The sequence below is a fragment of the Streptococcus sp. SI1 genome (assembly GCF_030439945.1).
Lineage (GTDB): Bacteria > Bacillota > Bacilli > Lactobacillales > Streptococcaceae > Streptococcus > Streptococcus intermedius.
The window spans coordinates 324,506-331,348 of sequence record NZ_JAQFJE010000003.1; the positions used below are offsets into that span (position 1 = coordinate 324,506).

Annotated in this window: 7 protein-coding genes, 1 tRNA gene and 1 rRNA gene; 1 reads left to right on the top strand and 8 read right to left on the bottom strand. The window is 38.5% G+C overall.

Features of this window, described 5'->3' with window-relative positions; all coding sequences use genetic code 11:
- Window position 1 precedes the first annotated feature (1 nt).
- From fabD to PCY10_RS05855, 6 genes are all read right to left on the bottom strand, one after another.
- The gene (gene fabD, locus PCY10_RS05830) at window positions 2-928 is read right to left on the bottom strand and encodes an ACP S-malonyltransferase (protein ID WP_021003124.1); all 927 of its coding nucleotides are present in this window, start codon (window positions 926-928) and stop codon (window positions 2-4) included.
- Window positions 921-1,895, bottom strand: coding sequence for an enoyl-[acyl-carrier-protein] reductase FabK (gene fabK / locus PCY10_RS05835; RefSeq protein WP_009568035.1), 975 nt, complete (start codon window positions 1,893-1,895; stop codon window positions 921-923). Before fabK ends, fabD begins: the two co-directional genes overlap by 8 nt.
- 265 nt (window positions 1,896-2,160) lie before the next feature.
- Window positions 2,161-2,385 (bottom strand): acyl carrier protein, encoded by a 225-nt coding sequence (locus PCY10_RS05840; protein WP_003026017.1) that lies wholly within the window; start codon window positions 2,383-2,385, stop codon window positions 2,161-2,163.
- A gap of 53 nt (window positions 2,386-2,438) precedes the next feature.
- Window positions 2,439-3,413, bottom strand: a complete 975-nt coding sequence (locus PCY10_RS05845; protein WP_021003125.1) for a beta-ketoacyl-ACP synthase III — start codon at window positions 3,411-3,413, stop codon at window positions 2,439-2,441.
- On the bottom strand, window positions 3,413-3,847 hold the full coding sequence (locus PCY10_RS05850; protein ID WP_301558942.1) for a MarR family winged helix-turn-helix transcriptional regulator: 435 nt from the start codon (window positions 3,845-3,847) through the stop codon (window positions 3,413-3,415). Before PCY10_RS05850 ends, PCY10_RS05845 begins: the two co-directional genes overlap by 1 nt.
- 90 nt (window positions 3,848-3,937) lie before the next feature.
- Window positions 3,938-4,729: an enoyl-CoA hydratase gene (locus PCY10_RS05855; RefSeq protein WP_003073881.1), complete on the bottom strand. Its 792-nt coding sequence runs from the start codon at window positions 4,727-4,729 to the stop codon at window positions 3,938-3,940.
- Between the two features lie 166 nt (window positions 4,730-4,895).
- Between PCY10_RS05855 and PCY10_RS05860 the strand changes: the two genes are divergently transcribed.
- Entirely contained in the window at window positions 4,896-6,245 is a 1,350-nt protein-coding gene (locus PCY10_RS05860) for an aspartate kinase (protein WP_021003126.1), read from the top strand.
- A gap of 393 nt (window positions 6,246-6,638) precedes the next feature.
- Here the strand turns inward: PCY10_RS05860 and PCY10_RS05865 are convergent.
- Together PCY10_RS05865 and rrf are read right to left on the bottom strand one after the other, a co-directional pair.
- Window positions 6,639-6,712: transfer RNA gene (locus PCY10_RS05865), tRNA-Asn, on the bottom strand.
- Between the two features lie 5 nt (window positions 6,713-6,717).
- A 5S ribosomal RNA gene (gene rrf / locus PCY10_RS05870) occupies window positions 6,718-6,833 on the bottom strand.
- Window positions 6,834-6,843: the final 10 nt, after the last annotated feature.

Here is a 6,843-nt window from a genome sequence, read left to right on the forward strand (position 1 = left end):
CCTATTCCTTTTTTTCTAGAAGAACAGACAAGCTAGTTATATCTTCTACTTGAGCCATCTTCATTGATTTATCGATTTTTTTAATAAAACCAGACAGAACCTTACCTGGACCAATTTCAATAAAATCCGTTACACCTGAATTTTTCATTGTTGCGATACTATCATAAAAACGAACCGGTTCCATAACTTGACGAGTTAACAGTTCCTTAATCCGCCCTTGTTCCATGATAGTTGCTTCTGTATTTCCTACCAAAGGGAGTTTAAAATCAGTAAATTCGACTGTTGCTAAAACTTTTGACAATTTATCACTAGCTGGCTTTAACAAAGCTGTATGAAATGGGCCAGAAACTTTGAGTGGAATCAAACGTTTCACGCCAGCTTCTTTTAACAATTCAACAGCTTTGTCAACCGCTTTAACTTCACCGCCAATAACAATCTGGCTAGGTGTATTATAGTTTGCTGGTGATACAATTCCCAGCCGACTAGCCTCTTGACAGGCCGTTTCAATCGTAGCCAAATCAGCATTTAAAACCGCAACCATTTTACCCGAGCCAGCAGGAGCTGCCTCCTCCATAAAAACACCACGCTTTGCCACCAAATCAACCGCCGTTGTAAACTCCAAAGCACCAGCGGCTACCATAGCAGAGTATTCTCCAAGAGAAAGACCCGCTACTATGGCAGCTTGTATTCCTTTCTCCTGCAATAACCGATAAATAGCCACAGAAGTCGTCAAAATCGCTGGCTGAGTATACCGTGTCTGATTGAGTTTTTCTTCCTCACGATCAATTAAATTTCTTATATTATAACCTAATACTTGGCTTGCTTCATCATAAGTTGCTCGCACTACATTGTACTGATCATAAAGGTCACGAGCCATTCCCAAATACTGAGCTCCCTGACCTGCAAATAGAAAGGCTGTTTTAGTCATTTCCAATTACTCCTGCCCAACGGCTAGCCTCTTTTTGGATTACCTCTGCTGCGCCGTAGTATATATCCTTCAAAATTTCTTCAACTGTCTCTTCTTTGCTAACAAGCCCCGCAATTTGTCCTGACATAACAGAACCATGCTCAACATCACCCCGAACAACTGCATTTGCCAGAGCACCCGCGCCTAAATTCTCAAAAACAGATAAGTCTGGATTTTCTTGTTTAAACGCATCCTTTTCTGCTTGATCAAATTCTCTAGTTAGTTTATTTTTTAAAGCTCGTACCGCATGACCAAAATGTTGAGCAGAAATGGTTGTATCAATATCCCGAGCCTTCAGAATCATATTCTTATAATTTTGATGCGCATTTGACTCTTTTGCAACAACGAAACGCGTTCCTACTTGAACAGCTTCTGCACCAAGCATAAAGCCCGCCGCAGCACCATGACCATCGGCAATCCCTCCTGCTGCAATCACAGGGATATCAATCGCTTCAACAACTTGACGAACTAAGGTCATTGTAGTCAATTTTCCGATATGACCTCCTGCTTCCATCCCTTCAGCAATAACTGCATCTGCGCCAATCTTTTCCATTCGCTTAGCCAATGCTACACTAGGTACTACTGGAATAACTGTAATACCTGCATCATGGAAACGAGTCATATATTTACTTGGATTTCCAGCGCCAGTCGTTACTACTTTAACACCTTCTTCAATCACCAAGTTAACAATATCTTCCACAAAAGGAGACAAAAGCATAATATTGACACCAAAAGGCTTATCTGTCAATGATTTTATCTTATCAATATTGGCTTTAACAACTTCTTTTGGTGCATTACCAGCTCCAATAATTCCAAGACCTCCAGCTTTAGAAACTGCACCAGCCAAGTCACCATCAGCAACCCAGGCCATCCCCCCCTGGAAAATAGGATATTTTATATTCAATAATTCTGTAACACGTGTTTCCATAATACCTTCCCTTCATATTGCTTAAGTAATGGCTCAATTACTTCAATCTAAGTATTTGTATACTTTGAAAGTCAAACTATTACCTAAACAAGAGGGAGTGAAACATATCATCTAACCATAGATTTTATTGTTTCACCCCAGCAAAAATGACTGTCTATTGATCTTTTCTCAAAAGAAAATCGGTTATACAGCCCACTTTTACTGCCTACCTCAATACCTTTTTCAAAAGAGGGCGAGAATCTTATCTCAGCCCCGTTTCAACTTTTTATTTTGTTTTTTCTTCAACATAGGCAACTAAGTCACCAACTGTGTTCAATCCTTCTTCGGTTTCAATTTGAATATCGAATGCATCTTCAATTTCTGAGATAACTTGGAACAAATCCAATGAATCTGCGTCAAGGTCATCAAAAGTTGACTCAAGAGTAACTTCTGAAGGTTCCTTGCCAAGTTCTTCTACAATAATTTCTTGTACTTTTTCAAATACTGCCATGATAGACTCCTTTAAAAATAAATATTTATATTCATGTGATTACCACATAATAACTAAATTGTAACAATAAGTGCGCCCCATGTCAAACCTCCACCGAAGCCTGACAGCAAAACTGTTTGGCTGCCATCTAGGTGAATCAGCCCCTTTTCAACACACTCGGATAAAAGAATTGGAATGCTTGCTGCACTCGTATTCCCGTATTCCATCATATTTGCAGGGAGTTTTTCCCTTGCTACACCAATCTTCTTCGCCATTTTATCTAAAATGCGAATATTCGCCTGGTGCAGTAATAGATAGTCAATATCCTCAACTTGAACACCACTAGATTCAATCGTATTTTTAATAGATTCTGCCACATCTCGAATAGCAAAATCAAAAATTTTACGACCTTCCATCGTCAGATAAGGTGCTGCTGCTTCCTTTTCAGAATAGGGCGAAGATAAACCAATTCTACCACAAGTCAAGCTATCGCCACGAGAACCGTCTGTATATTGATGCTCAGCTAAAAAACGCTGCTGCTCTGAATTCTCTAGTAAAACTCCACCAGCACCATCACCGAAAAGAACTGCAGTTGATCGATCAGACCAGTCAAGGACTTTTGATAAAGTTTCACTTCCTATAACAAGGCCTTTCTGATAACGACCTGAGGAAATTAACTTCTCAGCCATCGACAGGGCAAAAATAAAGCCGCTACAAGCTGCTGTCAAATCAAATGCAAAGGCATGATGGGCACCAATATTTGCTTGAACTCGTGCAGCCGTTGAAGGCATCATAGAGTCTGGGGTAATAGTTGCCACAATGATAAAGTCTAGTGCATCTGCACTTATCTTCGCCTTTTTCAACAATTGATTTGCCACTTTAGTAGCCAAATCACTCGTTGACTCCGTTCGTGACAGATGACGACGCTTTATTCCCGTTCGACTTGAAATCCATTCATCGCTCGTATCCATGATTTTTGCCAAATCATCATTTGTAACCACCTGACTCGGAGCATAATGAGCAACTTGACTAATTTTAGCATAGTTCATTATTTCAAATCCTCTAGAAAATGATACAGATTATTTAAACCCTTCCCCATGACCTTCATCTCTTCTGCATCCATTCCTTCAATGATTCTCTCAACCATTCTCTTGTGGAATCTTCTATGCAAACGATAAATTAGGCGACCATTTTTTGTCAAATTTAGATGAACTACACGACGATCAACTTCTGAACGTATCCGTTCAATATAACCTTTTCTTTCAAGGTTATTCAAGCTAGTCGTTACGGTTCCTAGTGTAACCATCAATTCCCTTGCAACACTACTGGGAGTCGCATCGGGATTTTTTCCAACAACATCAATCGTGTGCATTTCTTTGATAGAGATATCCTTGAAGCGACTGCCTCGCAAACTAGATTCTTCAATAACCAATACATTATTGAAAATAGATGTTAAATAATCATTGACCAATTGGTAATCCAAAAATCTATCCTCCTCTAACAAAAACTTTTACTATCAAAACATTTGACTAAAAAAGTATATCAGATATCAAAATAAATTGCAACTACTTTTTTACTTTCCAGAAAATTTTGGTCGACGCTTTTCAGCATAAGCCCGAACCCCTTCTTTGAAATCCTCTGTGAAAGCTAAAGTTTTCTGCAAATGCAGTTCGAGTTTTGCATACTCTTCCCAACCAGTAAATAAACTCTTCCATACTAATTCTTTAATAGCCCGATAAGAGTTGAGTGAATGGCGTTTTAACTTTTTAATCAACTGGTTCGTGGTAATTTCTAACTTTTCAGCCTCACAAACTTTATATAAAAGTCCATAATTTAAAGCTTTTTCAGCATTTAATGGCTCACCCGTCATTGCTAATTGTGTCGCTCTCGTTACACCAATAGCTCTTGCAAGTAAATACAATCCTCCCGCATCTGGAGCAAGACCAACTCCCACAAAAGCTTGAATAAAGCGAGAACGCTCTGTTGCAATGCAGAAATCTGCAGCTATCACCATATTAGCTGCCGCACCAGCAACTGGTCCATCTACACTCATTATAATTGGTTTAGGCATTCGCTTCATTTCGTAAGAAATTTCATTTACTAACTCAGCTATTTTTACCAACGATTGAATATCATCCGCTTCTACTGCACGTTGCATTTCTGCCAAATCGCCTCCAACAGAAAAGACTTTCCCATTTGCATTGATAAGCAGTATTTGAATTGATTCATCTTCAGAAACCATTTTTATAGTCGTTAAAATTTCTTCACACATGGGAATATTAAATCCATTGGAAACCTCTGGGCGATTTAAAGTTAATGTTGCAACACCATCATTGACACTATATAAAATATTTCCAAATTGCATTAACTTGCCTCCGATAATCATTTTCTTTGTCAATTAAATTATTTGACTGTCAAATAATTTATAATATTCTAACATAAATTCTTTTCTTTAGCAAGTAAGCACCAACAAATTTGAAAAGATTTCAGAATTTTGCTATAATTTAAACAATCAGCCAATAGGAGAGGTTATGAAAGTTGTTAAATTTGGAGGAAGCTCACTTGCCTCCGCTGCTCAATTAGCAAAAGTATTACAGATTATCAAAGAAGATTCTGAACGGCGTTTTGTGATTGTATCTGCTCCCGGAAAACGAAGCGCGCAAGATACAAAGGTAACAGATGCCCTCATTAAATATTATCGAGACTATGTTGCTGGTAATGACGTAACAAAACATCAACAATGGATTATTCAGCGCTATCAAGACATGGCGATAGAACTGGAGCTCAAGCCAAATATTCTAGAAAGAATTTCAAAAAGTATCCAAAAGCTCGCAAGCCTTCCTATCGAAAATAATAAATTCTTGTATGATACTTTTCTTGCCGCAGGTGAAAATAATAATGCGAAACTTATTGCAGCCTATTTCTCCCAAAATGGCATAAATGCACGCTATGTTCATCCCAGAGAAGCTGGGCTCATTGTATCCAGCGAACCAGGAAATGCACGACTCCTCCCCTCTAGTTATGATAAAATTGAAGAATTAAATGAATCCGATGAAGTATTGATTATACCAGGATTTTTCGGAGTAACAAAAGACAACCAGATTTGTACTTTTTCGCGTGGTGGATCAGATATTACTGGCTCCATTATTGCCGCGGGAATAAAAGCCGATCTCTATGAAAATTTCACAGATGTTGATGGTATTTTTGCAGCTCATCCTGGTATTATTCACAAGCCACATTCCATTCCAGAATTAACCTATCGTGAAATGCGTGAATTAGCTTATGCAGGTTTTACTGTATTACATGACGAAGCACTCATTCCAGCTTACCGTGGAAAAATTCCACTCGTTATTAAAAATACAAATAACCCTACTCATCCTGGAACAACAATTGTTTTAAAGCATAGCAACGGGGATATTCCTGTGGTAGGTATCGCTGCAGATGCCCATTTCACCAGCATCAACATGTCTAAATACCTCATGAACCGTGAAATAGGTTTTGGTCGAAAGGTTCTGCAAATCTTAGAAGACCTAAATATCCGTTGGGAGCATATGCCTACTGGTATTGACGATCTCTCCATCATCCTTCGAGATCGTGAGTTGACCCCCATTAAAGAAGAGGAGATTCTTCGCCAATTAAGACAAAAATTAGAGGTCGACCACGCAGAAATTGAACATGATCTTTCAATCATTATGATTGTCGGCGAAAAAATGAAAAGCCACATTGGTTTGACCGCTACCGCTACAAAAGCATTATCAGATAATCACATTAATATCCAAATGATTTCACAAGGATCTAGTGAAGTTTCTATCATGATTGTCATTAATTCCGAACAAGAAAAAGCTGCTATTAAAGCATTATACAAAGCATTTTTTACATAAGAACTTGACAGAAAGATTTCTCGGTCAAATCTCACATTCTAAGCACCCGCACAACGAAATGCTTAGGTCACTTAGATCAGAGCCATACCTTCCTATTATCAGCCAGTGTTTAAGACACTGGCTTTTAGTCTGTCAAATTTTGCTTCTAACGTATTGTCAACTTCATATTATATTTTGCAGTACACTTCAACAAGATTATGTATTGTCATTGGAACTTTTTGATAAAAGTAGTGCTACCCATCAACCCAGATAATCTCCACATTTCACATCTCTCAATGCAAGACTAAAAGTCACATAAATAAAAAAACTAAATAAACCAACCCTCAAAAGTTAAACATTTGGGAATCGGTTTATTTAGTTACTATTAACTCTAGTGATTTAATTTATATACAACTCCGGCAGTAGGACTCGAACCTACGACATCATGATTAACAGTCATGCGCTACTACCAACTGAGCTATGCCGGATCAATGCTAAGCGACTACCATATCTCACAGGGGGCAACCCCCAACTACTTCCGGCGTTCTAGGGCTTAACTACTGTGTTCGGCATGGGTACAGGTGTATCTCCTAGGCTATCGTCACTTAACTACTGAGTA

Excerpts from the sequence above, each read along its gene's own strand:
- PCY10_RS05840 (WP_003026017.1), bottom strand. The coding sequence starts at position 2,385 with ATGGCAGTATTTGAAAAAGTACAAGAAATTATTGTAGAAGAACTTGGC.
- fabK (WP_009568035.1), bottom strand. The coding sequence starts at position 1,895 with ATGGAAACACGTGTTACAGAATTATTGAATATAAAATATCCTATTTTC.
- fabD (WP_021003124.1), bottom strand. The coding sequence starts at position 928 with ATGACTAAAACAGCCTTTCTATTTGCAGGTCAGGGAGCTCAGTATTTG.
- PCY10_RS05860 (WP_021003126.1), top strand. The coding sequence starts at position 4,896 with ATGAAAGTTGTTAAATTTGGAGGAAGCTCACTTGCCTCCGCTGCTCAA.
- PCY10_RS05845 (WP_021003125.1), bottom strand. The coding sequence starts at position 3,413 with ATGAACTATGCTAAAATTAGTCAAGTTGCTCATTATGCTCCGAGTCAG.
- PCY10_RS05855 (WP_003073881.1), bottom strand. The coding sequence starts at position 4,729 with ATGCAATTTGGAAATATTTTATATAGTGTCAATGATGGTGTTGCAACA.